General features: G+C 57.5%; 23 protein-coding genes and 2 riboswitches. Of the genes, 16 read left to right on the top strand and 7 right to left on the bottom strand.

Features of this window, described 5'->3' with window-relative positions; genetic code table 11:
• Window positions 1–461: 461 nt before the first annotated feature.
• Entirely contained in the window at window positions 462–1,124 is a 663-nt protein-coding gene (locus tag J7413_RS07665) for an SDR family NAD(P)-dependent oxidoreductase (protein WP_209097722.1), read from the top strand.
• Between the two features lie 71 nt (window positions 1,125–1,195).
• Here J7413_RS07665 and J7413_RS07660 read toward each other — a convergent pair whose 3' ends face one another.
• Window positions 1,196–2,590, bottom strand: a complete 1,395-nt coding sequence (locus J7413_RS07660; protein WP_209097485.1) for a 2-isopropylmalate synthase — start codon at window positions 2,588–2,590, stop codon at window positions 1,196–1,198.
• A 221-nt stretch (window positions 2,591–2,811) separates the two neighbouring features.
• On the opposite strand from J7413_RS07660, the gene J7413_RS07655 reads away from it, so the two are divergent.
• Both J7413_RS07655 and J7413_RS07650 read left to right on the top strand, forming a co-directional pair.
• Entirely contained in the window at window positions 2,812–4,470 is a 1,659-nt protein-coding gene (locus tag J7413_RS07655) for an NAD+ synthase (RefSeq protein ID WP_209097484.1), read from the top strand.
• Window positions 4,471–4,510: 40 nt separating this feature from the next.
• Window positions 4,511–4,858: a RidA family protein gene (locus J7413_RS07650; RefSeq protein ID WP_209097483.1), complete on the top strand. Its 348-nt coding sequence runs from the start codon at window positions 4,511–4,513 to the stop codon at window positions 4,856–4,858.
• 91 nt (window positions 4,859–4,949) lie between these two features.
• On the opposite strand, the gene gltX is transcribed toward J7413_RS07650, so the two are convergent.
• Window positions 4,950–6,275, bottom strand: a complete 1,326-nt coding sequence (gene gltX / locus J7413_RS07645) for a glutamate--tRNA ligase (protein WP_209097482.1) — start codon at window positions 6,273–6,275, stop codon at window positions 4,950–4,952.
• Between the two features lie 227 nt (window positions 6,276–6,502).
• On the opposite strand from gltX, the gene J7413_RS07640 reads away from it, so the two are divergent.
• Entirely contained in the window at window positions 6,503–7,435 is a 933-nt protein-coding gene (locus tag J7413_RS07640; RefSeq protein ID WP_209097481.1) for an MBL fold metallo-hydrolase, read from the top strand.
• Window positions 7,436–7,491: 56 nt separating this feature from the next.
• On the opposite strand, the gene J7413_RS07635 is transcribed toward J7413_RS07640, so the two are convergent.
• Window positions 7,492–8,055 carry a gamma-glutamylcyclotransferase family protein gene (locus J7413_RS07635; RefSeq protein WP_209097480.1) on the bottom strand — a complete coding sequence of 188 codons (564 nt, stop codon included), beginning with the start codon at window positions 8,053–8,055 and terminating at the stop codon, window positions 7,492–7,494.
• A 106-nt stretch (window positions 8,056–8,161) separates the two neighbouring features.
• Between J7413_RS07635 and J7413_RS07630 the strand changes: the two genes are divergently transcribed.
• The 4 genes from J7413_RS07630 to gcvP all read left to right on the top strand — a co-directional run bounded on the left by J7413_RS07630 (window position 8,162) and on the right by gcvP (window position 13,495).
• On the top strand, window positions 8,162–8,590 hold the full coding sequence (locus tag J7413_RS07630; protein ID WP_209097479.1) for an Rrf2 family transcriptional regulator: 429 nt from the start codon (window positions 8,162–8,164) through the stop codon (window positions 8,588–8,590).
• Between the two features lie 115 nt (window positions 8,591–8,705).
• Window positions 8,706–8,793: riboswitch (glycine riboswitch) on the top strand.
• Between the two features lies 1 nt (window position 8,794).
• Window positions 8,795–8,873: riboswitch (glycine riboswitch) on the top strand.
• 85 nt (window positions 8,874–8,958) lie between these two features.
• On the top strand, window positions 8,959–10,095 hold the full coding sequence (gcvT, locus tag J7413_RS07625) for a glycine cleavage system aminomethyltransferase GcvT (RefSeq protein ID WP_209097478.1): 1,137 nt from the start codon (window positions 8,959–8,961) through the stop codon (window positions 10,093–10,095).
• Between the two features lie 18 nt (window positions 10,096–10,113).
• Window positions 10,114–10,473, top strand: a complete 360-nt coding sequence (gene gcvH / locus J7413_RS07620) for a glycine cleavage system protein GcvH (RefSeq protein ID WP_209097477.1) — start codon at window positions 10,114–10,116, stop codon at window positions 10,471–10,473.
• 172 nt (window positions 10,474–10,645) lie between these two features.
• Entirely contained in the window at window positions 10,646–13,495 is a 2,850-nt protein-coding gene (gcvP, locus tag J7413_RS07615) for an aminomethyl-transferring glycine dehydrogenase (protein WP_209097721.1), read from the top strand.
• A gap of 90 nt (window positions 13,496–13,585) precedes the next feature.
• On the opposite strand, the gene J7413_RS07610 is transcribed toward gcvP, so the two are convergent.
• Window positions 13,586–16,111 (bottom strand): FtsX-like permease family protein, encoded by a 2,526-nt coding sequence (locus J7413_RS07610; protein ID WP_209097476.1) that lies wholly within the window; start codon window positions 16,109–16,111, stop codon window positions 13,586–13,588.
• Window positions 16,108–16,815, bottom strand: coding sequence for an ABC transporter ATP-binding protein (locus tag J7413_RS07605; RefSeq protein WP_209097475.1), 708 nt, complete (start codon window positions 16,813–16,815; stop codon window positions 16,108–16,110). Before J7413_RS07605 ends, J7413_RS07610 begins: the two co-directional genes overlap by 4 nt.
• A 15-nt stretch (window positions 16,816–16,830) precedes the next feature.
• On the opposite strand from J7413_RS07605, the gene J7413_RS07600 reads away from it, so the two are divergent.
• Window positions 16,831–17,496: an arylesterase gene (locus J7413_RS07600; RefSeq protein ID WP_348538731.1), complete on the top strand. Its 666-nt coding sequence runs from the start codon at window positions 16,831–16,833 to the stop codon at window positions 17,494–17,496.
• 83 nt (window positions 17,497–17,579) lie between these two features.
• Here the strand turns inward: J7413_RS07600 and xth are convergent, their stop codons facing one another.
• On the bottom strand, window positions 17,580–18,359 hold the full coding sequence (gene xth, locus J7413_RS07595) for an exodeoxyribonuclease III (RefSeq protein WP_209097474.1): 780 nt from the start codon (window positions 18,357–18,359) through the stop codon (window positions 17,580–17,582).
• 183 nt (window positions 18,360–18,542) lie between these two features.
• Between xth and J7413_RS07590 the strand changes: the two genes are divergently transcribed.
• On the top strand, window positions 18,543–19,442 hold the full coding sequence (locus J7413_RS07590; protein WP_209097473.1) for a DMT family transporter: 900 nt from the start codon (window positions 18,543–18,545) through the stop codon (window positions 19,440–19,442).
• Window positions 19,443–19,473: 31 nt separating this feature from the next.
• Here J7413_RS07590 and J7413_RS07585 read toward each other — a convergent pair whose 3' ends face one another.
• The gene (locus tag J7413_RS07585) at window positions 19,474–19,797 is read right to left on the bottom strand and encodes an iron-sulfur cluster assembly accessory protein (RefSeq protein ID WP_209097472.1); all 324 of its coding nucleotides are present in this window, start codon (window positions 19,795–19,797) and stop codon (window positions 19,474–19,476) included.
• 93 nt (window positions 19,798–19,890) lie between these two features.
• On the opposite strand from J7413_RS07585, the gene J7413_RS07580 reads away from it, so the two are divergent.
• The 6 genes from J7413_RS07580 (at window position 19,891) to scpB (ending at window position 26,442) form a co-directional block, all read left to right on the top strand.
• On the top strand, window positions 19,891–21,030 hold the full coding sequence (locus J7413_RS07580) for a deoxyguanosinetriphosphate triphosphohydrolase (RefSeq protein WP_209097471.1): 1,140 nt from the start codon (window positions 19,891–19,893) through the stop codon (window positions 21,028–21,030).
• Window positions 21,031–21,104: 74 nt separating this feature from the next.
• Entirely contained in the window at window positions 21,105–22,850 is a 1,746-nt protein-coding gene (gene argS / locus J7413_RS07575; RefSeq protein ID WP_209097470.1) for an arginine--tRNA ligase, read from the top strand.
• Window positions 22,851–22,941: 91 nt separating this feature from the next.
• The gene (locus J7413_RS07570) at window positions 22,942–23,958 is read left to right on the top strand and encodes an SPOR domain-containing protein (RefSeq protein WP_209097469.1); all 1,017 of its coding nucleotides are present in this window, start codon (window positions 22,942–22,944) and stop codon (window positions 23,956–23,958) included.
• The gene (gene nagZ, locus J7413_RS07565; protein ID WP_209097468.1) at window positions 23,955–24,938 is read left to right on the top strand and encodes a beta-N-acetylhexosaminidase; all 984 of its coding nucleotides are present in this window, start codon (window positions 23,955–23,957) and stop codon (window positions 24,936–24,938) included. The genes J7413_RS07570 and nagZ overlap by 4 nt, the downstream gene beginning before the upstream one ends.
• Window positions 24,939–24,950: 12 nt before the next feature.
• Window positions 24,951–25,763 (top strand): ScpA family protein, encoded by an 813-nt coding sequence (locus J7413_RS07560; protein WP_209097467.1) that lies wholly within the window; start codon window positions 24,951–24,953, stop codon window positions 25,761–25,763.
• Window positions 25,756–26,442: an SMC-Scp complex subunit ScpB gene (gene scpB, locus J7413_RS07555; RefSeq protein ID WP_247743397.1), complete on the top strand. Its 687-nt coding sequence runs from the start codon at window positions 25,756–25,758 to the stop codon at window positions 26,440–26,442. Before J7413_RS07560 ends, scpB begins: the two co-directional genes overlap by 8 nt.
• Window positions 26,443–26,482 lie beyond the last annotated feature (40 nt).

Raw genomic sequence — 26,482 nt, 5'->3', positions numbered from 1 at the left:
GTGGTTGCCTGAGGCGATGCCGGCGTCGGACTGGCGCGTTTTTGAAAACGCGATCCGGTGTTTTGATGCTTTGACGTCGAGCATGGAGAGTTCCTAGAGACCTGTCAGTGTCGGGTTGCCTTGGGGCGGTTCAGACTTTCAGCGCGGACTGTTCTCCTCTGAGCACGCGCGCCGACAGGGTCACGCTCAGAGGCGGACTAGGAGTAGGTCGAGGCCACGCGCAAACGGCGCCGGAAGGCGTGCGGATGATGCGATATGGGCCAAACGTGTCATGACGCAGAGTTATACATGGGTGTTGGCAAATGAAAAGACCAAAAGTGGGTGCGTTTTGTGTGTTTGGTTTTGTGTGACGTGCATCGGGTTTTGCGGCTTTGCAGCAGTGCTGAGTCATGCCGATTGTTTTGATCTAAATGGAGCCAAGGCGCGTGGTGGCGCGTATGACTTTAAAAATAGGGAGGTGAATCATGCGCGCTTTGGTGATTGGGGACAGTGGCGGCATTGGGGCAGCGGTTGCAACTGCGCTGGGCGCGCGTGGGGTTGCAGTGACAGGGCTTTCGCGCAGCAGAGATGGGTTTGACATCACCGATCCTGTTTCAGTCGAAGCGACACTGGCGGCGCTCGAGGGGCCATTTGACCTCATCTTTGTGGCCAGCGGGGCATTGGTCGTGACGCAAGAAGGGCCGGAAAAATCTCTGCGAGAGGTTTCTGCGGAAGAGATGGCGGCGCAGTTTGCGGTGAACACGATTGGGCCAGCGCTGGTGTTGCGGCATGCCGCCAAGCTTTTGCCGCGCAAAGAGCGGGGTGTGTTTGCGGCACTTTCAGCGCGGGTTGGCTCCATTGGCGACAATCGGGCAGGGGGCTGGTATTCCTACCGCGCGTCCAAGGCCGCGCTCAATCAAGTGATCCATACTGGGGCGATTGAGCTGGCACGCAGCCACAACCAGTCGATCTGTGTGGCACTGCATCCGGGGACGGTGGAGACTGCTTTTACCGCAAACTATCCGGCCCACAAAAAGCACAGTGCCGAGAAGGCCGCCGAGAGGTTGCTTGGTGTTTTGGAGGAGCTGACACCTGCAGAAAGCGGCGGTTTCTATGATTATGCAGGTGTGCCGGTGCCTTGGTGATTTGCTGAGCAATGTGACCATAAAAAAGCCGCGCCAAGAGCGCGGCTTTCTGACAGGGCTTACAAAACAAATTAGCCGTCGTTTTCTGGCAGAGACCCGTTGTTCCAGTTGCCGCTGCGCTCTTCGCCGGAGGCGTAGCGCATGGTGCCTTCGCCCTGACGTTTGCCAGCTTTGAACGTGCCTTCGTAGATGTCGCCATTGGCGTAGGTGGCCACACCGATGCCGTTGATTTCGCCAGCCTGCCATTCACCGGCGTATTTGAAACCATCAGGCATGACGATCTCACCGCTGCCTTCGCGCTGGCCATTGGCAAATTCACCTGTGTAGACAGTGCCGTCGGCATAGGTGGCGGTGCCAGTGCCATGACGCTGACCATTGCGCCATTCGCCCTCATAGCGGTAGCCATCGGCATAGGTCATAACCCCGCGCCCATGGTTGCGTGCGCTTCGGAATTCGCCCTCATATACAAGGCCGTTGGCATAGGTGGCTTTGCCGGTGCCATCAATCACACCCGCGCGCCAATCGCCCTCGTAGGTTGAGCCATCCGTATAGGTGATTTTGCCCTGACCGTTGGCAAGGTCATCCTGAAACTGTCCGACATAGACGGATCCATCGGGGTAGGTGACTTGACCGTTGCCCGCTATGCGGCCCTCTTGCCAGGCGCCTGTGTAGATGTAGCCATCGGTGCCTTTGAACGTGCCCTGACCATGGCGCTGGTCGGATGCGAAATCGCCCTCATAGGTGTCGCCATTGGCGTAGGTCACAGTGCCTTTGCCCTGGCGCTGGCCACCCACGAGCTGGCCGACGTAGACGTCGCCATTGGGTTGGGTCAAAGTGCCATCGCCTTCGATCTGACCTGCAACCCATGTGCCCTGATAGATCAGCCCGCCGGGCATGGTGAGGCGGCCTTGGCCGGCGCGTTCGCCCGCCTTGATTTCACCATCGTAAATGGTGCCATCATTGTAGGTGATTTTGCCAAGTCCCTCTTTGATGCCATTGAGCCAGTCGCCTTCATAGCGGTAGCCCTCTGGGCTGATCATCACCCCTTTGCCGTGGTGATTGGCATTCTGGAATTCGCCTTCGTAGCGCACGCCATTGGCATAGCTTGCGACACCGGTGCCGGTGATTTTGCCATCTGCCCACTCGCCCTCGTAGGTGCCACCGTCGGTGAAGGTGATTTTGCCGATACCGTGTGGTTTGCCTTTTTCAAAGGCGCCTTCATAGACCGAGCCATTGGGGAACCGGGCGATGCCTTGCCCGCGAATTTCCCCTTCGCTCCACTCGCCTTCATATTCATAGCCATTGGGCAAGCGATAGCTGCCGGTGCCATGCTGTAAGCCCCCTTTGAAGGTGCCTTCGTAGACGCCTCCGTCATCGTATTGTTTGGTCAGAACCTGGCTGTCCTGTGCAAAGGCAGGTGCCCCGGCGAGCAGGATGGCTAAAGTAAGTGCCTGAGTTCCGCGCATAATTTTGGCCTCGAATTTCCCCATGGTGGCGCTCGTTTGTGCGAGACGCTTTAACCAGATTTTAGGACATGGGCGTCGGCGGGGCAAACTGTTTTGCGCATCAGAAACAGGCGAGGCGTGCAAATGCGCGGAGAAGGCCGATAAATTGCGGTGCTTTGCGCTTTTCCTTGGCGCTGTGTCTGCTACATCTCTGCCAAGAGCTGCGGTATAGGAGACCACCAATGACCGATACTTTCCGTTTGACGTTGGCACAGGCCAATCCGGTCATGGGGGATTTGTCCGGTAATGCGGACAAGGTGCGTGCGGTTTGGCAGGAGGCGAAAGCGGCGGGTGCCGATATGGTGGCTTTTCCTGAAATGTTCATTGTGGGCTATAACGCGCAGGATCTGATCCTGAAGCCTGCGTTACAGGCGTCGGCCTTGGCCGAGATCGAGCAGCTTGCCAAAGATTGTGCGGATGGGCCGGTTGTGGCTGTGGGTGGCCCGCTGAAAGAAGGTGAAGCGCTTTATAACGCCTATTTCATCCTACGTGGCGGCAAAATTGCCCATATTCAGCGCAAGCACAACCTGCCGAATTACACCGTGTTTGATGAAGAGCGTCTGTTCGACCATGGCCCTATGGGTGGGCCTTACAATGTGAACGGGGTCCGGGTGGGTTCGCCTGTGTGTGAGGACGCTTGGTTTGCCGATGTGCCGGAAACTCTGGAGGAGACCGGGGCGGAGTTTTTGGTGGTGCCCAATGGCTCACCTTACTACCGCGACAAGTTTGATCGCCGGATGAGCCATATGGTGGCGCGGGTGATCGAGACGGGGCTGCCGCTGGTCTATCTCAACATGGTTGGCGGGCAGGACGATCAGGTGTTTGATGGCGGCTCCTTTGTGTTGAACCCGGGTGGGCAGCTTGCGGTGCAGCTGCCGGTGTTTGACGAAGTTGTGGCGCATGTGGATTTTGAGCGTACAAGCGCGGGTTGGCGCTGCAAAGATGGCCCTAAAGCGGTGCTGCCTGCGGGCGAGGAGCAGGATTATCGCGTCTGTGTTGAGGCCCTGCGTGACTACATGGGCAAGAGTGGATTTTCCAAGGTTCTGCTGGGCTTGTCTGGTGGCATTGACAGTGCGCTTGTGGCGACGATTGCGGTGGATGCGCTGGGCGCGGAGAATGTGCGCTGTGTGATGCTGCCAAGTGAGTACACGTCGCAGGGTTCGCTGGATGACGCCAAAGACATCGCGGAACGGCTCGGCGTGCGCTATGACTATGTGCCTATTGTGGAAGGGCGGGACGCGATCACCAACACGCTGGCGCCGCTGTTTGAAGGGCTGGAGACCGGGCTTGCTGAAGAGAACATCCAGAGCCGCCTGCGCGGGCTGTTGTTGATGGCCATGTCCAACAAGTTTGGCGAGATGCTTTTGACCACGGGCAACAAGTCTGAGGTCGCGGTGGGTTATGCCACGATTTATGGCGATATGGCGGGCGGCTATAACCCGATCAAAGACATGTATAAAACGCGGGTGTTTGAAACCTCGCGCTGGCGCAACGACGTGCATCGAGACTGGATGATGGGGTCGGAAGGCGAGGTGATCCCGCCTGCAATCATCGACAAGCCGCCCTCAGCGGAGCTGCGCCCGGATCAGAAAGATGAGGACAGCCTGCCGCCGTATGATGTGCTGGATGCGATCCTTTATATGCTGGTGGATGAGGACAAATCCGTCGCGGAGTGTGTGGCCGCGGGCTATGATCGGGAGACGGTCAAGCGTGTGGAACATCTGGTTTACATCAGCGAGTACAAACGCTTTCAGTCCGCCCCCGGTGCGCGGTTGAGCCGGAAAGCCTTCTGGCTGGATCGGCGCTACCCGATTGTGAATCGCTTCCGCGATCCGAGCTGAGTGACATCCCCAAAGTAAAAGAACGACAAAGGCTTACACAATGATAGAGCGCATCCACACCGGCACCCGTATGTCAAAAATTGTGATCCACAATCAGGTTGCCTACCTGTGTGGTCAGGTTGGTGCAGGTGACACGGTGGCCGAACAAACCCGTGACTGCCTGTCGCGCGTGGACGCGCTTCTGGAAGAGGCGGGCTCTGATCGCGAACATATCCTGCAGGCGATTGTCTGGCTGTCTGATATGAGTGATTTTGCGGAAATGAACGCGGTTTGGGACGCTTGGGTGCCTGAAGGTCATGCCCCGGCGCGGGCCTGTGGCGAAGCCAAACTGGCGCGGGATGTGCTGAAGGTTGAGGTGATTGTGACGGCTGCGGTGAAAGACAGCTGACCGGCAAAGGTTGCTCAGAGGCAGTTGCCTCAATTCGCTCAGTTTCCGGCGCGCCTCACTCTAGAGGCGCGCCGTTTTGTTTTTGACTAGATCAGCCGCGTGCTTTGATGACTTGCAAGAGCGGCATCACGGCGGACATGTCCGGGCCGTGGCTTTGGCCGGTGAGGGCTTTGCGCAGCGGCATGAAGAGACCGCGGCCTTTGCGGCCGGTGGCCTCTTTCACGGCGGCTGTCCATGTGCCCCAAGTGCTGTCGTCAAATGGGCCTTCGGGCAACAATGTCATGGCTTCTTTGATGAAGTCCTGATCTTCCTCGTCAATCGCTGGTTCTGCGCCATTGGCAAAAAGATCCCACCACGGCGCAAGGTCTTTGCGGGTGGTGATGTTTTCACGGGTCACATTCCAGAACCGCTCAGCCAGATCGGCAGGCACGCCAGCGGCGGCGATGTCATCGGCCATCTCAGAAAGTGGCTTTTCGTGCAGCACTTTGCCGGTGAGCGGGTAGAGATCCTGTTCGTCAAATTTGGTGGGCGCTGCGCCAAATTTATTGACGTCAAAACCTTCTGCGATCTCTTCAATCGAGCTGCGCAGCTCCACCGGATCGGAGCTGCCAAGGCGTGCCATAAGGCTCAGAAGCGCCATCGGTTCCACACCGGCTTCGCGCAGATCGCGCAGAGCCAGAGTGCCAAGGCGCTTGGACAGCGCTTCGCCCTGTGGGCCGGTCAGCAGGGAGTGGTGGGCAAAGTTTGGCACACCGCCGCCAAGTGCTTCGATGATCTGGATCTGGGTCGCGGTGTTGGTCACGTGGTCGGAGCCACGCACAACGTCGGTGATGCCAAAGTCGATATCATCACAGACAGAGGCCAGCGTGTAGAGGAATTGACCATCGGCGCGGATCAGTACGGGATCAGACACGGAGGCTGCGTCAATAGAGCGGTCGCCCAGAATACCGTCTGTCCATTCGATGCGCGCATGATCAAGTTTAAAGCGCCAGTGGCCGGTGCCACGCTCTGCGCGAAGGGCGGCTTTGTCGTCGTCAGACAGGGCCAGTGCGGCGCGGTCATACACCGGCGGTTTGCCCATGTTGAGCTGTTTCTTGCGCTTCAGGTCGAGCTCGGTTGGTGTTTCAAAGCATTCATAGAACCGGCCCATGTCGCGCAGCTGCTGCGCGGCGTCCTCGTAACGCTCAAGGCGTGTGGACTGGCGCTCCATCCGATCCCAGGTCAGGCCAAGCCATTCCAGATCTTCTTGGATCGCATCCACATACTCCTGTTTGGAACGTTCTGGATCGGTGTCATCTATGCGCAGAATAAAGGTGCCGCCGGATTTGCGGGCGATCAGATAGTTCATCAGCGCGGTGCGCAGGTTGCCAACGTGGATATGGCCTGTCGGCGAAGGGGCAAAACGGGTGGTCGTCATGGGAATCTCCTGTTGCTGCCTCCCTTCCCACATGAAGGCCATTTTGTCCAGAAATCCGGCAGAGGATGCCCAAGAACGGCGGCTGAGCCCTGTTTGATTAAGCGTTTCGTAGGATTCTGGCGTCTTCTCGCGCCTCAAGGGACCGTGAATTGCAATCCAAATGCGGAAATCTATCGTAGCCCCAGCAATACTAAAAAGATCAGTAATTTCTTCAGGAGGATTGGACCATGACTAAAACTTCCAAAATGTCACGTCGGAGCGTGTTGGCTGGGGCGGCGGCTGCGCCTTTGGCGGCGGGCTTGTTGCCAAACTCAGCGTCTGCCAAGGCGGAGATGATGGGCGTGGGGGCGACACGCTTTAACCGAATGAAGCTGGGACAATTTGAAGTGACCACGCTTCTGGTTGGGACGCGTACTGTGGAAGGTCCGCAAAACATCTTTGGCATGAATGTCAGTGCAGATGAATTTGCCAAAGCCTCTGAAGCGGCCAATATTCCGACCAATGCAGCGCAGTTTTTCTTTACTCCTACGATTGTGAACACCGGCGAGGAGCTGGTTTTGTTTGATGCGGGATTGAGCCCGGAGGCGATCACGGCAGCGTTGGCAGCGGCAGGGTATACACCCGATCAGGTGGACAAGCTTGTCATCACGCACATGCATGGGGATCACATTGGTGGCGTTGCAGGTGAGAGTGGTGTCACCTTTGCCAATGCGCAGCACCTGACGGGGCGGGTGGAGTTTGACGCTTGGGCGAAAACTGATGGCAACAAAGCCTTTGAAGGCAAGGTGCGTCCCAATGCAGAGCGTTTTGACATGATTGAAGATGGTGCCTCAGTCGCAAGTGGCATCACTGCGGTCGGCACCTTTGGGCATACCCCAGGCCATATGGCCTACATGATTGAAAGCGACGGCAAACAACTGATGCTTTGCGCCGATTTCGCCAACCACTATGTCTGGTCGCTGTCTTATCCTGATTGGGAAGTGAAGTTTGACATGGACAAAGCTGCCGCCGCAGCGACGCGTCGTAAGGTGCTTGATATGCTGGCTGCAGATAAGGTGCCCTTTGTTGGCTATCACATGCCTTGGCCTGCGGTTGGCTATGTTGAAAGTCATGACGGTGGCTACAAATACGCGCCCGCCAGCTATCAACTGATGCTTTGACCCGAAGAAAAACCGGTTTGAAAAGGCGACCCACGGGTCGCCTTTTTCTTTGCTATTTAGGGGATGACCTTTGCACCAACGCTGTGCAGATGTGCGTCCACAAGAGCCGTTTCCGCCGCGCTGAGCTGTTGTGTGCGTGGATAGTTCGGTGCTGCGCGGTCATTTAGAATGGGCGCATCCCATCCCGATGTGGTGTCAAAAAAGCGAGAGACTCCAGCCTCGCCAAAATGGCGAAGGTATCCTTGGATGACCACATCCAGATAACTGAGCCAGATCGGGTGCCGGATGTCTGGCGCGAGACCCGTGTCTTTGGGGACCTGATAGACGGCAATGTCAACCGCAGCGGATTTGGCATGTGTGATCGACGAGGTTGCGCTGACACGGTCATAGGCAAACTCTCTCTCGTCAAGGGCTGCCCAGTCATTGTTTGGCACATGCGCAATGATGCCCTCGATTGAAGAATGAGGGTCCGGCATGGCGGTCAAAAAGGCGACGGGTCGCAGACGCGTATGGCGCCACGTGCGCCGCCAGCCCTTCAACGTTGCATGATGCAGATCTTCGTAAGTGTGCGTGCGCTCGTTTACGAGGCTGCCATAGCCAAAGAAATAAGAGGTGTTCATGGTGTGTAACGATCATGCTGTTTGATCTATGTCAATGTCGTGACGTAAACCAATTAGTAACCAGACGCTTGGGGATTTAGAGGGGCACGAATAATAGGACTTCAAGATGCGCATCACCAAACGAACCAATATTGCGATGTGTGTTTTGATGTACTGCGCAGCGAACCCAAATCGGCTTGTTACCAAGCATGAAATTGCTGCGGAGTGTAACGCTTCTGAAAATCATCTTGCGCAAGTGATCCACAAGCTTGCCTTGTTGGGGTTTCTTGAGACACAGCGTGGCCGCTCAGGCGGTGTGCGTCTTGCGCACAAGCAAGAAGATATCTGCATTGGTGAGATTTTTCGCGCGATAGAAGGTCCTTTTCCGGTTGAGGAGTGCTGTGCGGGCACGGAGGTTGGCTGTGATCGTGCCGCGACGGAGCGTTTGCAAGATATTTTGAGAGAGGCGGCAGAAGCCTTTTATACGCGTTTGGATCAGGTCACATTGGCGGCGTTGATGGATGCGACAGATATCAGCGCGCTTTCTCCTTCATAAAGAAGATCACTTAGGTTTGTGAATTTCGAGCCCCCGAAATAAGCCTTGCTTATGTCGTGATAAGAGATCTCGATATAGTGGCTTGTCACCTCTGCCTCTGCATACTACGGTGCACGCAAGTGAATCGGGAGAACTGGAGAAATCCGGTGCCGAAGGAGCAACCGCCCCGGAAACTCTCAGGCCAAAGGGACCGACTCATTTTTGAAACAACACTCTGGAGAGTGGCGTCTGGTGCGCCCGCCGAAGGGATAACGATCTCAGGCTGAAGGACAGAGGGGGCATCGCACGCGCAAGATCTATGCGCGGATATGGGATGCCGGATGTGACCATCAACATGGATACGCCCGGAAAGAGGAAGGGCGAAGCCTATGGGAGAGACGGTCGCAGACCTGAAGCGCACACCGCTATATGATCTGCACATTGATCTGGGTGCCAAAATGGTTGGGTTCGCGGGCTATGACATGCCTGTGCAATACCCAATGGGTGTGATGAAAGAGCACCTGCACACACGCGCACAAGCGGGCCTTTTTGATGTGAGCCATATGGGGCAGGTGGTGCTGAAAGCGGAAAGCTACGCTGCCGCTGCTGAGGCTTTTGAAACACTGGTGCCCGTTGACGTGCTGGGCCTTGGCGAAGGCCGCCAGCGGTATGGGTTTTTTACCAATGAAGCGGGTGGGATCGAAGACGATCTGATGTTTGCCAATCGCGGAGATCATCTGTTTGTGGTGGTGAATGCTGCCTGCAAAGAGGCTGACATCGCGCGGATGACGCAGGCGCTGGCGCCAGCGGTTTCGGTAACTGAAATCACGGATCGTGCCTTGGTTGCGCTACAGGGGCCTGCTGCTGAGGCGGCACTGTCCCGCCTTAACCCAACCGTGGCCGGGATGGCCTTTATGGATTTTGCCGAAGTCGAGCTTGATGGTGTGGCCTGTTGGGTCAGCCGTTCTGGCTACACTGGTGAAGATGGTTATGAAATTTCCATTCCGGCAGAGGCGGCTGATGCGCTGTGTCGTAAGCTTTTGGAGATGGAAGAGGTTGCCCCGATCGGATTGGGCGCGCGCGACAGTCTGCGTCTTGAGGGCGGGCTGTGCCTCTATGGCAATGACATTGATGCAGAAACCTCGCCTATCGAAGCAGCGCTGACCTGGGCAATCCAGAAAGTGCGGCGTGCAGATGGTGCACGGGCGGGCGGCTTCCCCGGCGCAGATCGGATATTTGGCGATCTGGCGGAGGGTGTGGCACGCAAGCGTGTTGGGCTGGCCCCGCAAGGGCGCGCACCGATGCGTGCCGGCACACCTCTTTTTGCGCAAGCAGAAGGCGGTGATCCAATTGGGGAAGTCACCTCTGGCGGCTTTGGTCCCACCCTGAATGGCCCGGTCGCAATGGGATATGTCGGCAGCGCACAGGCGGCGGCTGGCACAGAAATCTTTGGTGAAGTGCGTGGAAAGCGCATGCCGGTGACAGTGGCGAAGATGCCGTTGGTGCCCGCCAATTTCAAACGTTGAGCAACAGGAGAGCAAGCAATGAAATTCACAGAAGAGCACGAATGGCTGCGCGCAGAAGGCGACCTGATCGTGGTGGGGATCACAGAGCACGCCAGCGAGCAGCTGGGCGATGTTGTGTTTGTGGAACTGCCAGAGGCGGGCACGGAAGTCACCAAAGACGAAGAAGTCTGCGTGATTGAGTCCGTGAAGGCGGCCAGCGACATTCTGGCGCCTTTGGACGGGGAAATCGTTGAAGTGAATGAGCCGCTTGTGGATGAGCCGGGCAAGGTCAATGACGACCCTATGGAAGGCGCTTGGTTCTTCAAGATCAAACCGTCCGACCTGTCTCAGATGGACGACTACATGGACGAAGCCACCTACAAGGACTTCATTGGGTAACCGCATCCGGAGATGTGCCCTGCGGCCGTTTCCAGATTTGGCACAGGTTTCCTTTGTGCCGCGACCCAAGACAGCGACGTAAAAACCTTGATTGGCTCAGCGGTGACCGTTGAGCCAGCTGATGACTTTTATCTTCGCGCACCTGTTGCTGCGGATTGTTGAGGAGATGAAGATGACCTTCAAACCCACAGAGTACTTGCCCTACGATTTTGCCAATCGCCGCCACATTGGCCCGTCTCCGGAAGAGATGAACGAGATGCTGGAGGTGATTGGCGCAGACAGTCTGGAGGCGCTGATTGATGATACGATGCCAGAGAGCATCCGTCAGAAACAGCCGCTGGACTTTGGCCGCCCTATGTCGGAGCGGGAAGTGCTGCGTCATATGCGCGAAACAGCAGACAAGAACAAAGTGCTGACCAGCCTGATCGGGCAGGGTTATTACGGCACCGTCACGCCGCCAGCGATCCAGCGCAACATTCTGGAAAACCCTGCCTGGTACACAGCTTATACGCCTTATCAGCCCGAAATCTCGCAAGGTCGTCTTGAGGCGCTGCTGAACTATCAGACGATGGTGAGCGACCTCACGGGTCTTGAAGTGGCCAATGCCTCTTTGCTGGATGAATCCACGGCGTGTGCCGAAGCGATGACCATGGCGCAGCGGGTGTCGAAATCCAAAGCCAAGGCTTTCTTTGTCGATGAAAACTGCCATCCGCAGAATATCGCCGTGATGCAGACCCGCGCGGCACCGCTGGACATCGAACTCATCATTGGCAATCCGGATGATCTGGATGCTGAAAAGGTCTTTGGCGCTATTTTTCAGTATCCGGGCACGCATGGTCATGTGCGCGACTTCACCAAAGAGATTGATGCTTTGCATGCCACCAAAGCGATTGGTGTGGTTGTTGCGGATCCGCTGGCGCTGACGCTGCTGAAAGAGCCGGGCGCCATGGGCGCAGATATCGCCGTGGGCAGCACGCAGCGCTTTGGTGTGCCAATTGGCTACGGTGGTCCGCACGCCGCCTACATGAGCTGTAAGGACGCTTACAAACGTGCAATGCCGGGCCGGATCATTGGGGTGTCGATTGACAGCCATGGCAACCGGGCCTACCGCCTGTCGCTGCAAACCCGTGAACAGCACATTCGTCGTGAAAAGGCCAACTCCAACGTTTGCACAGCTCAGGCGCTGCTGGCGGTGATGGCGTCGATGTATGCGGTGTTCCATGGCCCAAAGGGGCTGAAGGCGATTGCCCAACGCGTGCATCGCAAGACCGTGCGTCTTGTAAAAGGGCTGGAAGCTGCAGGTTTCACTGTGGAGCAGGCCTCCTTTTTTGACACGGTGACCGTGGACGTTGGGCTTTTGCAGCGCGGTGTGTTGCAGCATGCGGTGCAGGAAGGCATCAACCTGCGCAAAGTGGGCAAGACCAAGGTTGGCATTTCGGTGGATGAAACCACGGATCCCCATACAATCGAAGCGGTTTGGCGTGCCTTTGGTATCGTGCAGGCGGATGAGGATTACACACCTGAGTATCGCTTGCCGGAAGCACAGTTGCGCACATCGGGCTATCTGGATCATCCGATTTTCCACATGAACCGTGCGGAAACCGAGATGATGCGCTACATGCGGCGTTTGGCGGATCGCGATCTGGCACTGGATCGTGCGATGATTCCTCTCGGCTCCTGTACGATGAAGCTGAATGCAGCGGTGGAAATGATGCCAGTGAGTTGGCCCGAATTTTCGCAAATGCACCCGTTTGTGCCCAAAGATCAGGCGCAGGGTTACACCCATATGATCGAAGATTTGAATGACCGTCTGTGCCAGATCACTGGGTATGACGCGATTTCCATGCAACCGAACTCTGGCGCGCAGGGCGAATACGCGGGTCTTTTGACCATTGCGGCCTATCACCGGTCCCGTGGGGAGGCGCACCGCAATGTCTGTCTGATCCCGATGAGCGCGCATGGGACCAACCCAGCCTCTGCCCAGATGGTTGGCTGGAAAGTGGTTCCGGTGAAGTCGGCGGAGAACGGCGATATTGACGTGGCAGACTTCCGCGAAAAGGCGGAGAAACACGCCGAAAACCTTGCGGGCTGCATGATCACTTACCCATCCACCCATGGTGTGTTTGAAGACACGGTGCATGAGGTCTGTGGCATCACCCATGAGTTTGGCGGGCAGGTCTATATCGACGGGGCCAACCTCAATGCGATGGTGGGTCTGTCCCGTCCGGGCGACATTGGTGGGGATGTGAGCCACCTGAACCTGCACAAGACCTTCTGCATTCCGCACGGTGGCGGCGGCCCCGGCATGGGCCCAATTGGCGTGAAAGCGCATCTGGCTCCACATCTGCCCGGCCACCCTGACACCGGTGGCGCAGAGGGGCCTGTCTCTGCTGCGCCGTTTGGGTCTCCGTCGATCCTGCCCATCAGCTGGGCTTATGTTTTGATGATGGCGGGTGAGGGGCTGACGCAGGCAACGCGTGTTGCGATCCTGAACGGCAACTACATCGCCAAGCGGCTCGAGGGCGCGTTTGACGTGCTCTACAAAGGTCCAACCGGCCGTGTGGCGCATGAATGTATCATCGACACCCGCCCGTTTGCGGACAGCGTTGGCATCACTGTGGATGATATTGCCAAACGTCTGATTGACGCAGGCTTCCATGCGCCAACCATGAGCTGGCCTGTGGCGGGCACGTTGATGATTGAGCCCACGGAATCTGAAAACAAAGCGGAGATTGATCGTTTCTGTGATGCGATGCTCGCCATTCGTGAAGAGATCCGTGACATCGAAGAAGGTCGTATGGATGCGGAGAACAACCCGCTGAAGAATGCGCCGCACACGATGGAAGATCTGGTGAAAGACTGGGATCGCCCCTACAGCCGTGAGCAGGGGTGCTTCCCGCCCGGTGCGTTCCGTGTGGACAAATACTGGCCGCCAGTGAACCGGGTGGACAACGCTTATGGAGACCGCAATCTGGTTTGCACCTGTCCGCCCATGGATGATTATGCAGAGGCTGCGGAGTAGGGGCGTTGCCCCCGCCCCCTCTTTAAGGGGGCTCCCCCAGGATATTTTAGGCAAGAGGAAAAGCCGGGTGTTGTGCCCGGCTTTTCTGCGTCAGTCGCGTGCCCGTAGGATGCGGGCAGGCCGTGTGGCCAGTGAGGGCCAGGCAAAGACCAGCCCGGCCAGCAGGTTGGCAATGATGCCCGCGGTGAGGATCGAGAGTGCGTTGGGCCAGATCACGATGAAGTCGCTTTCCATCACAAACCGCATCACGGCCCAGCCGCCGAGCAGACCTACGGCGAGAGCAACGGCACCTGCCGCGCCGCCAAGCAGTGCGGCGCGCCATGCGAAGCTTTTGAGGATCTGACTGCGAGTCGCCCCAAGGGTCTTGAGCACCGCCGCCTCATAGGTGCGTGCAGACTGACCTGCCGCCGCGGCCCCAAAGATAACCAGCAAACCTGTCAGCAAAATTGTGGAGGCTCCATAGGTGGTCGCGTTGGCCAGTTGGGCCACAAGGTCCGAGACTTGTTGCGCGGCATCGCGCACGTGGATCGCCGTGATATTGGGATAGGTTTCAGACACGTCTTTGAGCAATGTTGCTTCGCTCTCGGCATCCGCATAGACGGTGGCGATGAAGCTGTGCGGTGCGCCGGCAAGGGCGGCTTCGTTCATGATGATGACAAAGCCCATGCCCGCGTTGGAGAAATCCACTTCGCGGAAACTGGTCACCGTGCCGGTGATATCTCGACCGAGGATATTGATGGTCATACTGTCGCCGAGTGACAGACCCATTTCTTCGGCTTCTTCATCGGCAAAGCTTATCTGGGGCGTGCCTGCATGGGCGGGATCCCACCACGTGCCAGCGGTGAGTTTGGTGCCCGTTGGCATGTCGCTGGCATAGCTCACGCCACGGTCGCCGCGAATAACCCAGTGATCGCCCGCCACGTCTTTGGCTGGTTGGTCATTGATGCGGGTGATCACGCCGCGCAGCATAGGGGCATTTTCGACTTCGTGAATCGACGGGGTGTTGGCCCATTCGGTTTCCAGAAGCGGCATCTGATCGCGCTGAATGTCCACAAAGAAGAAAGACGGCGCCACATCGGGCAGATCACTGGCAATTGCGTTGCGCAGGTTGCCGTCCACTTGCCCAACGGTTGCCAGCACGCTGAGGCCAAGCCCAAGGGACAAGACAACGGGTGTTGTGGCCTCTGAGGCGCGGCCGACGGATTGCAGCGCCCAGCGGACTTGCGGGGATTGGCGCATGCGCAGGGAGAGGCGGTTGAGCAGGGCTCGTAGGCCTGCTGACGCTGCTGTCAGGGCAAGCATGGCAACGGCCACGCCGCCAGCGAACCAGATTGTGAGGCGTGTTGAGCCAGAAAGCCAGCTGGCCAGTGCGATCAGCAGGGCTATGAGGGCGGCAACGGTGAGGATGTAGCGGGCCGCAGGCCAGTGGCGGGTCTGCCCAAGCTGGTCGCGGAACAACGCGCTTGGGCGGACGTTTTCCACGCGTGCCAAAGGCCAGAGCGTGAAAATGGCCGCTGCAAGGGTACCGTAGAGCGCGGCTTCGATCAGCGGCAGCGGGTAGAGGGCAAAATTGGCCGGAAAAGGGAGAACCGCCGCAATCAGAGGGGCGAGCACGATGGGCAGCAGAGCACCAAGCAGCAGGCCAATGGTGATGCCGATGAGGGCCACAAAACCGATCTGCAAAAAGTAGCTGAGAAAGATCGTGCGGCGCTCTGCTCCAAGGCTGCGCAAGGTGGCGATGGTTTCGGTTTTTCGCGCAAGATAGGCGCGGATTGCCGTGGAGATCCCCACGCCGCCTACTGCGAGGCCCGCAAGGCCGACAAGGATCAAGAAAGCACCGAAACGCTCGACAAAACGCGTGATGCCCGGCGCGCCGTTGCGGCTGTCCCGCCAACGCAGGCCGGTGGTTTCAAAAGCCGCGCGGGCATCTGCTTCGAGCGCGGCGAGATCCACTTGGTCAGGCAGGTTTAGCCGGTAGTGTGACGTGAAAAGCGTGCCGGGCGCGAGCAGGCCGCTTTCTGATAGGGCGCTCGTGTAGACAAGCGCGCGGGGGGCGAAGGAGAAGCCATCACCCGTGTCCGGCTCACGCTCGAGGCGGGCCATATAGACAAAGCGCTGTGACCCCAGTTGGAAGGTGTCTCCGGGGGAGAGCGCGAGCCGATCGGCCAGTAGGCCATGCAATACAGCGCCGGGGAGGTTGTCTTGGCCCTTCAGCGCGTCCTCAAGCGAGATGTCTGGGGACAATGCGACCGCACCAACCAACGGATAGGCGGTGTCGACAGATTTGACTTGTGCCAAGGCGCGTTCGGTCCCGCCTTCGCGTGGTACGACCACCATGGAGCGGAAATCAATGATTTCAGAGGTGGCTGTGGTGTTGGCGGCCATCCAAGCGCGCTCTTCCTCGGTGGCGCGGCGGTAGGTGAAACTCATCTCCGCATCCCCGCCCAAGAGGGTCGCACCCTCTGTGCTGAGACCGGTCTGGATGGCGCTGCGGACAGAGCCGATGGCGGCAATGGTGGCGACGCCAAGGATCAGGCAAGCGAGGAACACGGTGAAGCCGCGCAGGCCGCCCCGGATTTCCCGACGTGCGATGCGCGTTGCGGCTGACAGGCTCATGCGCGGGCCTCTGTCGCGACGGAGGTCAGATGTGTTTCATTGTCCAGTTGTCCGTCACGCAAACGCACGACGCGCTCACAACGCGCGGCGAGGCTGTTTGAGTGCGTGACCATGATCAGTGTGGTGTCGCGTTTGGCATGCAGATCAAAGAGCAGATCCATAATGGTTTCACCGGTTGCCTGATCAAGGTTCCCGGTTGGCTCATCAGCAAGCAAGAGGCGTGGTGACGGTGCACAGGCGCGGGCGAGCGCCACGCGTTGCTGCTCACCTCCTGACATCTGGCTTGGATAGTGATCTCCACGGTGGGCAAGGCCAACGGCCTCAAGCTCCGCGCGGGCGCGTTCTTGCGCATCGCTCCGCCCTGCGAGTTCAAGAGGGGTGGCGACGTTTTCCAGTGCTGTCATCGTGGGGATCAAATGGAAGTTTTGGAACACCACGCCCATGTTTTCACGGCGGAAGCGTGCGAGCGCATCTTCATCCATGGCGGAGAGATCGCGTTCCAGCGCCATAATTTGACCGGATGTGGCGCGCTCGAGCCCGCCCATAAGCATGAGGAGCGAAGATTTCCCTGAGCCTGAGGGGCCAACAAGCGCCAGTGTTTCTCCTGCGGCCACATCAAGAGAGATACCGTGCAGAATTTCTATCCGTCCGGCATTGCTATCCAGCGCTAAAGTCGCATCTTTAAGGGAGAGTATGGATGACATGTCGGAGGCCGCCTGTTGAAAGTTTATTCTTCCCTATATGGGGCTGTGTCGCTGTCGGGCAAGGCATTGGCATTCAGCATTTTAGGCGTCTCAGCGGCAAACGCAGAGACGGTCGTGATTGCCGCATTGGGAGACAGCTTGACCCATGGGTACGGCGTGGCGCAGGGCGCAGGGTTTGTGCCGCAGCTTGAAGCCTGGCTGGTCGCGCAAGGTCATGATGTAAAACTGCAGAACGCAGGCGTGTCTGGTGACACCACGCAGGGTGGCTTGTCGCGCGTTGGGTGGACTTTGGGGCCGGACGTCGATGCGATGATTGTGTCACTGGGGGGCAATGATGCGCTGCGCGGGATCGATCCGGCAGTGAGTAAGGCCAATCTGGCAGGGATCGTCGAAGCTGGGCAGGCCGCAGACGTAGATGTGATGCTGATCGGGGTGCAAGCGCCAATGAATTTTGGCGCGGACTACAAGCAGGATTTTGACAATCTGTATGAGGCGTTGGCCGCAGACTACAATGTGACGCTTGCGCCTGACTTTTTCGCAGCGATCCGAGATTTGCCCGAGGATCAACTCCGCGCGCTTATGCAGCCAGATGGGATACATCCCAACGCGGAAGGGGTGGCGCAGATCGTGCCTGTCTTGGGGGCCTATGTTGTTGAGATGCTCGAGCAGATGCAGGAATAAGTCGTGCTTGCCTGAGCGATCATTGGCAAATGATTGTATATCGCGGCTGGTGCGCCTTGCGACGCACCGGCTCGCCAAGGGTTTCAGGCTGCGAGATCAATCCAAACTGGCACATGATCCGAGGGCTTGGAGCGGCCGCGCTCTTCTTTGTCGATTTGGCAATCCTGCAAGAGGTCCGCGCATTGCGGGCTGAGCAGGAAGTGGTCGATGCGAATGCCGTTGTTGCGGTTCCATGCACCCGCTTGATAATCCCAGAAGGAATACATGCCAGAGGCTGTATTGCATGCACGGAATGCTTCTGTCAGGCCGAGGTTTACAAGGCGACGGTAGGCAGCGCGGCTTTCGGGGCGTGCGAGGGCGTCTTCCTGCCAGTCCTCGGGTTTGGCGGCGTCTTCATCTTGTGGGATGATGTTGTAGTCGCCCGCCATGAGGAAAGGCTCTTCCGTCGCGAGGAGCTCTTCGGCACGGGATTGCAGACGCTCCATCCAAGCGAGTTTGTAGTCGTACTTAGGGCCCGGCGTTGGGTTGCCATTGGGCAGGTAGAGACCGCAGATGCGGATCGGCGTTTCGCCCATCACCGTCGCTTCGATGTAGCGCGCCTGTTCGTCGCTGTCGTCTCCGGGTAGGCCGCGGGTGACATCTTCGAGCGGGAGTTTGGACAGGATGGCAACCCCGTTGAAGCTCTTCTGACCATGGGTTTCGACCTGATAGCCGCGCTCTTCAAAGATCTCGCGCGGGAAGGCTTCATCGACGGATTTGATTTCCTGCAAGATCGCCACATCGGGCTGCGCCTCGTCCAGCCAGCGGGGCAGGGTTTCGATGCGCGCCTTGATGCCATTGATGTTGAATGTGGCGATTTTCATGGGCTGTCCTTTGTTCGCTATGGCGATCCGGATGTGTCGCGCTATCTACCCACGCTGAGTGGAGCACAGCAAGCGCGAAAATGGACATCGTCACATGCACATGTTATGAGTGATTTAGTTTTTGATAAATCATCTTATGGTGTTTTTCATTTTATGTTGATGTGATCTGTCTGGATTTTAGCTTTGGATCGTATAAGTTTACTTGGGGGCGCAGCGGTTTTTGCTTATTCGATTGCGATTACCGGCGCGGACTCACTCACCAAGCTCATCGCGCAAGAATATCCACCCGCACAGTTTTTTGCTTTGGCTGGATTTCTTGTCGCTGGTTTCAGTGTGGTGTCAGCTTGGTGCTGCTGCAAGCCTGGGGAGAGTGTCGCCCAAAAATTGTCTACGCGTCAGCCTAGGCTCATGGCTCTGCGAAGCGCGCTAGGTTTCGTGGCTTCCGTTTCGTTCTATTTCGGATTTCGTTTGTTGCCGTTAGCCGAGATGTTTTTGTTTATCGGTTTGATGCCGCTGCTGGTGGCACTGCTGTCCGGTCCATTGCTGAAAGAGCCTGTACAGCCTTTTGTTTGGATCGCGTTGGTTGTGGGAAGTCTTGGGGTGACCTGCCTGTTTTTTCAGCACAATACTATGCTGGGCGTCGGTCACGTTTCTGCGATTTTAGGATGTGGGCTGGGAGCGGTTTCTTTGGTGGTTGCGCGGCGCATGACCAGAGAAGATCGTGGCTGTCTCGCGCAGGTGTTTTGGCCCAACCTTGCAGTAGGCTGTGGCATGTTGGTCGTGCTGCCTTTTGGATTTTTGCCCATGCCAATTGGCGATATCATTTGGGTGTGTGCATATGGTGCTGCAGTTTTCTGCGCACGTGTTTTATGCGTTGCGGCGCTGACGCTGCTTCCAGTTTTCGTTGTTACACCACTTATGAACATTCAGTTTATATGGGCATTGATCATTGGCGCTGTGGTTTTTGGCGATCCGATCACAGGGCAAGTTTTGCTTGGCGGGGTCCTCATTGTCGCCAGTGGGCTTGTGCTGATGTGGGATATTACCCCTGAATACAGAGAGCGCTACCTGTCTGCACAGTAGAGTCCACTGCCACCCTATGGATTCCAGCCGCTTACATCGAGAAGCTGGTGCCGCAGCCGCAGGAGCTGGTGGCGTTGGGATTGTTGATCACAAATCGTGCGCCGATCAGCTCTTCGGAGAAATCAATCACCGCATCGGCCAGAAACGGCAGGGAGACGCTGTCTACCAGAACTTTTTCGCCGCTCCCTTCTAAAACAAGGTCGTCCTCCTTGGGGGTGTCCAGCTTGATTTCATACTGAAAACCAGAACATCCGCCGCCTTCAACAGCCACGCGCAGGGCCTGGCCCTGATCGGCGGCGCCAATCTCTGCGAGTCTTTCGAAGGCTCTTTCTGTCACTTTCGGCGGCAACTGCATGATTTTTTGTCCTATTCGCACGATTTGCCCGGTTCAAAGCGGGCGTAAAACCCAATATAGAAAAGCGAAGGACAGGCTACAAGGACCACGCACATGTATGCGCCCTATGCCTCAGATCCGGCACGTGCGCGGGGACGGCGCATTCCGGAGGAGGAGAGCAGCTTTCGGTCGTGTTTTCAACGGGACCGGGACAGGATCATTCACGCAAGCGCCTTCCGGCGGCTTAAGCACAAGACCCAAGTTTTTGTGGAGCACGAGGGCGACTATTTCCGCACGCGACTGACTCATTCTATTGAGGTGGCGCAGGTGGCGCGCACGATTGCCGGCGCATTGGGGCTCAATCAAGAGATCACCGAGGCCATTGCACTGGCGCATGATCTTGGTCACACGCCTTTTGGACATACGGGTGAAGATGCGCTTGATGCACTGATGCGGCCCTATGGCGGCTTTGACCACAATGCGCAGGCTGTGCGGATCGTAACTTCGCTTGAGCGCCATTATGCAGAATTCGATGGGTTGAACCTGACGTGGGAAACCCTTGAAGGCATTGCCAAGCACAATGGTCCCGTTGTGGGGGATCTGCCTTATGCGCTGGCGGACTACAACGCGCTGCATGATCTGGAGCTGCACACCCATGCAAGTGCCGAGGCGCAGGTCGCGGCGTTGGCGGATGATGTAGCCTACAACAATCATGATCTGCATGATGGCCTGCGCGCTGGGCTTTTCACCGAAGAAGAAATCTGCACTCTGCCGATTGTCGGGGATGCTTTTGCGGATGTGGATAAGACTTATCCGGGGCTGGAGGCCATCCGGCGGCGGCATGAGGCGCTGCGCCGCGTGTTTGGGGTGATGGTCAGTGATGTGATCGCGACCTCACGTGCGGCTTTGGAAGAGGTCGGTGCGCAGTCTGTGGAAGAGCTGCGTGCCTGCGGGCGGCCTGTGGTGCAGTTCTCCGCAGAACTGTGGGCTGATCTCAAAAAGATCCGCGCCTTTCTGTTCAGCCGGATGTATCGTGCGCCTTCGGTGGTGAAGATGCGCGAGGAGGTGACGGTTGTGGTCGAAGAGCTGTTCCCGCTGTATCTTAAGCAGCCAGAGCTGTTGCCCACCCGCTGGCATGAGGACTTGCGACGATGTGGGGATGAGACCGCTGTGGCGCGTATGGTTTCGGACTACATTTCCGGTATGACGGATCGCTACGCACTCCAGCAACATGCGCGCCTTATGGGCAAGTGACGTTGACGTGGCAGACTGTGGTGATAAACCACGCAGCAATCTGCCAAGACCAAAGACATGTATAGGACGGTCTGATGAACCTGTTTTCCGAAATCCGCGCGCTGGTGATTGACGCGCTGGAAGCGATGCAAGCCGAGGGCGCACTGCCCGAAGGGCTCGACTTTAAAAACGTAGCTGTAGAGCCGCCACGCGACGCGCTGCATGGTGATATGGCAACCAATGCTGCCATGGTTCTAGCCAAACCAGCCAAGATGAAGCCGCGCGACATTGCGGAAGTGCTGGCTGGCAAGTTGGCAGAGGATGCGCGTGTTGATGTGGCCGAGGTGGCTGGCCCCGGCTTTTTGAACCTGCGCCTTGCGCCTGTGCTCTGGCAGAATGTTGTTAAAGCCGCGCTTGAAGGTGGCACTGACTTTGGCCGCTCCACCATGGGCGCGGGCAAGAAGGTCAACGTAGAGTATGTCTCTGCGAACCCAACCGGCCCTCTGCACGTGGGACACACCCGGGGTGCAGTGTTTGGTGATGCGCTGGCGAGCCTTCTGGATTTTGTTGGCTATGACGTGACCCGCGAATACTACATCAACGATGGTGGCGCGCAGGTCGATGTGCTCGCACGGTCTGTGTACCTGCGCTACCAGGAAGCGCACGGGCAAGAGGTGGCGTTTGAGGATGGCACTTATCCCGGTGACTACCTGATCCCGGTTGGCGAAGCGCTGAAAGAGAAGGTGGGTGACGCCTACCTCAACAAAGGCGAAGACGTTTGGCTTACTGAAATTCGTGAGTATGCCACAGAAGCCATGATGGATTTGATCCGCGCTGATCTTAAGGCGCTGGGCGTGACCATGGACAAGTTTTACTCCGAAAAGTCGCTGTATGGCACAGGCCGGATCGAGAGCGCATTGGCGGAGCTTGAGGGCAAAGGCCTGATCTACGAAGGTGTGCTCGAGCCACCAAAAGGCAAAAAGCCTGAAGACTGGGAGCCGCGCGAGCAAACCCTGTTCCGTTCCACCGATCATGGCGATGATGTCGACCGCCCAGTGAAGAAATCTGACGGCAGCTGGACCTATTTTGCGCCTGATATCGCCTATCACTATGATAAGGTCACCCGTGGCTTTGACGCGCTGATTGATGTTTTTGGTGCGGACCATGGCGGCTATGTCAAACGCATGAAGGCGGCGGTTTCTGCGCTGTCTGACGGACAGGTGCCGCTCGATATTAAGCTTACCCAGCTTGTGAAGCTCTTCAAAAACGGCGAGCCCTTCAAGATGTCGAAGCGGGCGGGGACATTCATCACCCTGCGTGACGTTGTTGATCAGGTGGGGCCAGATGTGACCCGCTTTGTGATGCTGACCCGCAAGAACGATGCGCCGCTGGATTTTGACTTTGATAAGGTGCTGGAGCAATCCAAGGACAATCCGGTGTTCTATGTGCAATATGCGCATGCGCGGGTGTGCTCGGTTCTAAAGAATGCAGCCTCAGCAGGTATCACAGCAGACGATGCCACTTTGGCTGGCGCTGATCTGAGCAAACTCGGCCATGAGGCGGAGATTGGTGTGGCCAAGAAGATCGCCGAATGGCCACGTTTGGTTGAGATTGCGGGGCGCACAAATGAGCCGCACCGCATCGCATTCTACCTGTACGAATTGGCGGGTGAGCTGCATGCGCTCTACTACAAAGGCAATGAGGACACCTCTTTGCGCTTTGTTCAGGAGGGCGAAGTGGCCACAAGCCAAGCAAAAATTGCGCTCGCACGTGCCGTGGCCGTTGTTATTTCCGCCGGTCTTGGTATTCTTGGCGTAACTCCGGCGCAAGAGATGCGCTAAAGCTGCACGTTCGTCGGGGTTGAGGACAAGGCAAGACGACCCCGGCGACACCGTATCGGATACGAGACCGCACGCGGGCAGTGAGGCGAACATGGCAGAACTTCCAATGGGTGCGCATGGCGTGCCCAAGGGCGACTCCCCGAATGCGGCCCTTTTGGTCAACCGTGCTGGTATGCTGATGTCGGTGGCATTGGTGGTCGGTGCGGGCGTCTGGGGTTACCAGATTCTTTCGCGTGATGTGAGTGGTGTGCCGGTCGTGCGGGCCTTGGAAGGCCCTATGCGTGTGCAACCCGAAGACCCCGGTGGGCGGCAGGCTGGACATCAGGGGCTTATGGTCAATGAGGTTGCCGCTGACGGCGGGGCAGCTGCCCCTGCGGATCAGGTGATTGTCGCGCCGCCCCCCATCGCGTTGACAGAGCGTGATCGAGTTGCGCCGCCAGCCACATCAGTCACTGCGCCTGCGGCCGAGCAAAAACCAGCTCAGGTGCCTTCCCAAATCGAAACCGATAGTTTGACCCTCGCCGCAGCTGGCCCCATCGTGGCACCTGTTCCGCTGGATGTGAGCAAACCGCTTTCCGTCACAGAATTGGCAGAACAGCTTGCCGCAGGTGCGACTCCTTTGAGTGGCGCAGAGGTCACAGACATCAATCCTACGGAAGTGTCGCTGACAGTGACAGAGGCGGCTCCAGAGTCAGAAGTGGTGGAGACGCCTGAGATTCAAGGCGGCATCAAACGATCTTTGCGCCCAGTGTTGCGTCCCGCTGGTTTGTCAGCATCGCCTCGGCAGCAACAGATTGCAGCTATTGATGCTGCGGTTGGGAGTGTTCTGAAGTCTATTGACCCATCAGAAATTCCAGCCGGCACGCGGCTTGTGCAGCTTGGCGCTTATGAAACCGCAGAGATTGCCAGTGCGGAGTGGGCGCGGCTGCAAAGCCGGTTTGAACCATACCTCGGTGATAAGACCCGCGTGATTCAAAAAGCCAGCAGTGGCGGCAGAGTGTTTTACCGTCTGCGTGCAATGGGTTTTGACAACGTGAGTGACGCGCGGCGTCTGTGCTCTGCTCTGAAGGCTGAGAATGCAGATTGCATCCCGGTGACAACCCGTTGAGCCGGTTTGGAGCTGTCATTTCCGGCTGTGAGGGTCTGCGTGTAACTGCAGAAGAAAAGGCGCTTTTTCGGGACACGAAGCCCTTTGGTTTCATTCTGTTTGCCCGCAATATCGAGAGCGCTGATCAGGTGCGCGCGCTTTGTGATGATCTGCGAGATTGTGTGGCGCATGATGCGCCGATCACCATTGATCAGGAAGGCGGGCGTGTGCAACGCCTGCGTGCGCCTTTGGCGACAGAATGGCTGCCACCCTTGGATCAAGTTACACAGGCTGGCGTACATGCAGCACGTGCAATGTATGTGCGGTATCGCATGATTGCGCATGAGTTGCGCAGCCTTGGGATCGACAGTGACTGCGCTCCGATGTTGGATGTTGCACGTCCCGAGACACACAAGTTTCTGAAGAATCGCTGCTATAGTGATGACAGTCAGGCGGTGGCTGAGATTGGCCGCGCAGTGGCCAATGGGCTGATGGATGGCGGCGTGCTACCGATTGTGAAACACATGCCGGGCCATGGGCGCGCGTTTGTTGACAGCCATTTGGATTTGCCTCGGGTGACTGTTGACAGAACTGAGCTGGAGACGGATTTTGCGCCGTTCCGAGCGCTCAACGATCTGCCGATGGGGATGACGGCACATATTGTGTTTGATGCAATCCACGATGCGCCTGCGACAACCTCAGCCACAGTGATGCAGATGATCCGTGAGGACATCGGTTTTGGTGGTCTGATCATGACGGATGACATCGGAATGGAGGCGCTCAGCGGTACGGTTGCGGAGCGGTCTCGTGCGTCTTTGGCGGCTGGATGTGATGCTGTTTTGCACTGTAATGGCACATTTGCGGATCGTCAGGCCGTGGCCGCAGCCAGCGGAGAGATGACGGATGCGGCCCAAGCACGGGCTGAGGCGGTTTTGCAGGTGACCCGCACGCCACAACCGGTTGACATTGAAGCGCTTGCCGAGGAACTTAAAGCGTTCTGAGCGGGCAAGACGATGGCCGAAACTGACATTGATGATGCAGGTCCTGAAGACGCAGGAGAGATGACCGTTGCCGAACGCATGGCGGCGGAAGCTCTGATTGTGGATGTGGACGGGTTTGAGGGACCGCTCGACCTTTTGCTGACCTTGTCACGTACCCAGAAGGTAGATCTGCGCAAGATTTCGATTCTGGAGCTTGCACAGCAGTATCTGGATTTTGTGGAGCGGGCCAAGCGGTTGCGGCTGGAACTTGCAGCGGACTATCTGGTGATGGCAGCTTGGCTGGCCTTTCTAAAATCGCGGCTGTTGTTGCCCCCTGATCCGACAGAGGAAGGTCCGTCCGGCGAGGAATTGGCGGCGCATCTGGCGTTTCAGCTTGAGCGCCTTCAGGCGATGCGGGATGCCGCCGCCAAACTGATGGCGCGTGACCGACTGGGGCGTGATTTCTTTGCACGCGGAATCCCGGAGAGCGTCGAGCGGGTGCGCAAGGTGACGTTTACCGCCACGCTTTTGGATCTTATGCAGGGATACGCGCGGCTAAAGACCCGAGACGAGTTCCGACCATTTGTGATGGACCGAGAGTCCGTCTTTACAATGGAAGAGGCTTTGGAGCGGATGCGCGGGTTGATTGGCTTTGCCGGTGCGTGGACGGATATTTTGAGTTATTTGCCCACCGGTTGGGAAAATGACCCCAAGAAGCGACGTTCGGCCACTGCGGCGACCTTTGCGGCCTCTTTGGAATTGGCCAAAGAAGGAAAGGTGTTCATTCGGCAAAGCGACACCTTTGCGCCGATTGAGTTGCGCAGGAGAGATGGCCGGGATGAGTGAGACTGAAGAACATACCGCGGCGCAAAATGACGCGGCTGCGCAGGGTGAGAGCCTGTTTGAAGCGCCGCCAATTGCAGAACAGGAGCGTATGTGTGAGGCGATTTTGTTTGCCAGCGCAGAACCTGTGAGCGTGAAAGAAATGAATGACCGGATGCCGCATGGCTGTGATGCGGCAGAAGCGCTTGTGCATCTGCGCAAGCGCTATGAGGGGCGGGGTGTTCAAGTCGTGAAGGTTGGTGATGCCTGGGCGATGCGCACGGCGTCAGACCTGAGTTTTCTTATGCAAAAAGAGACAGTCGAAACGCGCAAGCTGTCACGTGCGGCGATCGAAACGCTGGCGATCATTGCTTATCACCAACCTGTCACCCGTGCTGAAATCGAAGAAATCAGAGGTGTGAGTGTCAGCCGTGGAACGGTGGACCAACTCCTTGAGATGGAATGGATCCGTTTTGGACGTCGCAAGATGACACCGGGACGTCCGGTGACCTTTGTGGTCACGCAGGCGTTCCTGGACCACTTCGGTCTCTCAAGCGCACGAGATTTGCCAGGGTTGAAAGAGCTGCGTGCCGCTGGGCTTTTGGAAAATCGCCCGCCGCCGGGCACCTTACCGTTGGGTGTGTCGGATAGTGATGACGAAGAGGAAGCCACGACAGGGCAGTCGGAGTTGTTTGAGGACTAACACAATTCCGCCAACTGGTTTTGAGGGTCTTAAATTCGGC

Origin of the sequence: Shimia sp. R10_1 (assembly GCF_017744095.1) — a bacterium.
Classification (GTDB): Bacteria; Pseudomonadota; Alphaproteobacteria; order Rhodobacterales; family Rhodobacteraceae; genus Shimia.
This window is presented reverse-complemented; position numbering and strand designations above follow the sequence as displayed.

Coding starts and splice junctions, on each gene's coding strand:
- J7413_RS07660 (WP_209097485.1), bottom strand. CDS start 2,590: ATGCGCGGAACTCAGGCACTTACTTTAGCCATCCTGCTCGCCGGGGCA.
- J7413_RS07655 (WP_209097484.1), top strand. CDS start 2,812: ATGACCGATACTTTCCGTTTGACGTTGGCACAGGCCAATCCGGTCATG.
- J7413_RS07650 (WP_209097483.1), top strand. CDS start 4,511: ATGATAGAGCGCATCCACACCGGCACCCGTATGTCAAAAATTGTGATC.
- gltX (WP_209097482.1), bottom strand. CDS start 6,275: ATGACGACCACCCGTTTTGCCCCTTCGCCGACAGGCCATATCCACGTT.
- J7413_RS07640 (WP_209097481.1), top strand. CDS start 6,503: ATGACTAAAACTTCCAAAATGTCACGTCGGAGCGTGTTGGCTGGGGCG.
- J7413_RS07635 (WP_209097480.1), bottom strand. CDS start 8,055: ATGAACACCTCTTATTTCTTTGGCTATGGCAGCCTCGTAAACGAGCGC.
- J7413_RS07630 (WP_209097479.1), top strand. CDS start 8,162: ATGCGCATCACCAAACGAACCAATATTGCGATGTGTGTTTTGATGTAC.
- gcvT (WP_209097478.1), top strand. CDS start 8,959: ATGGGAGAGACGGTCGCAGACCTGAAGCGCACACCGCTATATGATCTG.
- gcvH (WP_209097477.1), top strand. CDS start 10,114: ATGAAATTCACAGAAGAGCACGAATGGCTGCGCGCAGAAGGCGACCTG.
- gcvP (WP_209097721.1), top strand. CDS start 10,646: ATGACCTTCAAACCCACAGAGTACTTGCCCTACGATTTTGCCAATCGC.
- J7413_RS07610 (WP_209097476.1), bottom strand. CDS start 16,111: ATGAGCCTGTCAGCCGCAACGCGCATCGCACGTCGGGAAATCCGGGGC.
- J7413_RS07605 (WP_209097475.1), bottom strand. CDS start 16,815: ATGTCATCCATACTCTCCCTTAAAGATGCGACTTTAGCGCTGGATAGC.
- xth (WP_209097474.1), bottom strand. CDS start 18,359: ATGAAAATCGCCACATTCAACATCAATGGCATCAAGGCGCGCATCGAA.
- J7413_RS07585 (WP_209097472.1), bottom strand. CDS start 19,797: ATGCAGTTGCCGCCGAAAGTGACAGAAAGAGCCTTCGAAAGACTCGCA.
- J7413_RS07580 (WP_209097471.1), top strand. CDS start 19,891: ATGTATGCGCCCTATGCCTCAGATCCGGCACGTGCGCGGGGACGGCGC.
- argS (WP_209097470.1), top strand. CDS start 21,105: ATGAACCTGTTTTCCGAAATCCGCGCGCTGGTGATTGACGCGCTGGAA.
- J7413_RS07570 (WP_209097469.1), top strand. CDS start 22,942: ATGGCAGAACTTCCAATGGGTGCGCATGGCGTGCCCAAGGGCGACTCC.
- J7413_RS07560 (WP_209097467.1), top strand. CDS start 24,951: ATGGCCGAAACTGACATTGATGATGCAGGTCCTGAAGACGCAGGAGAG.
- scpB (WP_247743397.1), top strand. CDS start 25,756: ATGAGTGAGACTGAAGAACATACCGCGGCGCAAAATGACGCGGCTGCG.